The organism is Streptomyces sp. NPDC002446 (assembly GCF_053595675.1).
This window is the reverse complement of sequence record NZ_JBSFYC010000163.1, coordinates 1-2,070: the sequence shown is the minus strand read 5'-3', so window position 1 is coordinate 2,070 and position 2,070 is coordinate 1. Positions and strand designations below refer to the sequence as shown.

Annotated in this window: 1 protein-coding gene; it reads right to left on the bottom strand. The window is 68.2% G+C overall.

The genetic code is table 11. The features are described from left to right. Window positions 1–116: 116 nt before the first annotated feature. On the bottom strand, window positions 117–1,577 hold the full coding sequence (locus tag ACWD6P_RS36955; RefSeq protein WP_451448601.1) for an amino acid permease: 1,461 nt from the start codon (window positions 1,575–1,577) through the stop codon (window positions 117–119). Window positions 1,578–2,070 lie beyond the last annotated feature (493 nt).

The following is a 2,070-nucleotide window of genomic DNA, read 5'->3' as shown; positions in this document are numbered from 1 at the left end:
GGACGTACCGCAAGTACGAGCAGGAGTGGATGAAGTAGTGGGGGAGGCGAGCGGCATGACCCGGCCGTGGCCCGGCGCCGGGGCGTCGGCAGCCGCCCGTTGGGCATACCGCTCGGTCAGCGTGAGGTGACGGATGCCTGCTCGGTGGTGTTGCGGCCGAGCTTGTCACGAAGCAGGGAGATCGCGACCACCACCACGGCCAGCAGCACCGACAGCAGCACCTGGATCCGGCCGCCGCCCGGCTTGTCGTCCGTGAGCATGTAGACCAGCACGAAGGAGATCATCGCGATGGTCGCCCAGGTCAGGTACGGGAAGAGCCACATGCGGACGACCAGCTTGTCCGGGTTCTCGCGGAGGATGATGCCGCGCATCTTCAGCTGCGAGAAGCAGATGACCAGCCAGACGAAGAGCGCGACCGCGCCGGACGAGTTCAGCAGGAACTGGAAGACGGTGGTCGGCCACAGGTAGTTGAAGCCGACGGCGACGAAGCCGAAGACCACGGAGACCAGGATCGCGGCCTGCGGGACGCCCCGGGCGTTGGTCCGCGCGAACGCCTTCGGCGCGTCGCCCCGCTGGCCCAGCGAGAAGGCCATCCGGGAGGCGGTGTAGAGGCCGGAGTTGAGACAGGAGAGCACGGCGGTCAGCACGATGACGTTCATGACCTGGCCGGCGTGCGGGATGCCGATGGCGTCCAGGGCCGCGACGTACGAGCCCTTCTTGGCGATCGAGGGGTCGTTCCACGGCAGCAGGGAGACCACGACGAGGATCGAACCGAGGTAGAAGACGCCGACCCGCCAGATGACGCTCTTGGTGGCCTTGGTGACCGCGCGCTGCGGGTCCTCGGACTCACCGGCGGCGAGGGTGACGATCTCACTGCCCATGAACGAGAAGACGACCATCAGGACGCCGGTGAGGATCGTACTGGGCCCGTTCGGCAGGAAGCCGCCGTGGGCGGTGAGGTTGCCGAACCCGGTGGCCGCGTCGGAGCCGGGCAGCAGACCGAAGAGCGCCAGCCCGCCGAGGGCGATGAAGGCCACGATGGCGACGACCTTGATGCCCGCGAACCAGAACTCGAACTCACCGAACGAGGCGACCGAGGCCAGGTTGGTGGCGGTGAGCACCACCATCACGATCAGCGCCCAGGCCCACTGCGGGACGGCCGGGACCCAGCTCGTGAGGATCGCGGCGCCGGCGGTCGCCTCCACCGCGAGCACCACGACCCAGAAGAACCAGTACAGCCAGCCGATGGAGAAGCCCGCCCAGCGGCCGAGCGCCCGGTCCGCGTAGGCGGAGAACGAGCCGGAGGTCGGGTTCGCGGCCGCCATCTCGCCCAGCATCCGCATCACGAAGACGACCAGCGCGCCGACCAGGGCGTACGACAGCAGGATGCCGGGGCCGGCCGCGGTGATGCCGGAGGCGGAGCCCACGAAGAGACCGGCGCCGATGACCCCGCCGACGGCGATCATGGACAGATGACGGTTCTTGAGGCCGGACTGCAGCCCTGATTGCCGCGGCGCCTCACCACTGCCCGGGGGAGCGGGCGGAGCGGCCACGTTGCTGGAGGGAGGTGTAGTCATCTCGACATCCGTTGAGGGTTGGAGGGGTCATGCACGGGGTGACTGCTGATCGCCTCGGGTTGGACGCACGAAAGGGCCGGGTGCTGGCAGGTGGCGATCAAGGCCCTGACGAATTTCGAAGCGGCGACACGGGGCCGCGGTCTTCGGATGCCCGCGCGGGTGGGGGAGCGCATATCGCGCCTCCGCGTCGTTGCCCGTCCTCTTTGTGGGAGGTGAGGCGCATCACGTCCGGAATGGATTTGCGTCAGCGTATGTGGCTATGCACGGCGGCGTATTTGTAAGACTGGACAAATTCACGGGGGATGGCTGTCCGGCCGCCCAATGCGGAATCCGCTGCGCTTTGCCTGGGCCATGATTTTGGCTTTCCCGCCGTGGGGGTGGCGCTTGTTTCGCCTGCGGCGAGCTGGTTGCCGCTGCGCGGGGCTTTTCGGGGTGCGGTGGCGGTCCTCCGGGGCAGGGTGTCCGGACTGCTTCGCTTTACGTCCGGACACCC

Coding starts and splice junctions, on each gene's coding strand:
- ACWD6P_RS36955 (WP_451448601.1), bottom strand. CDS start 1,577: ATGACTACACCTCCCTCCAGCAACGTGGCCGCTCCGCCCGCTCCCCCG.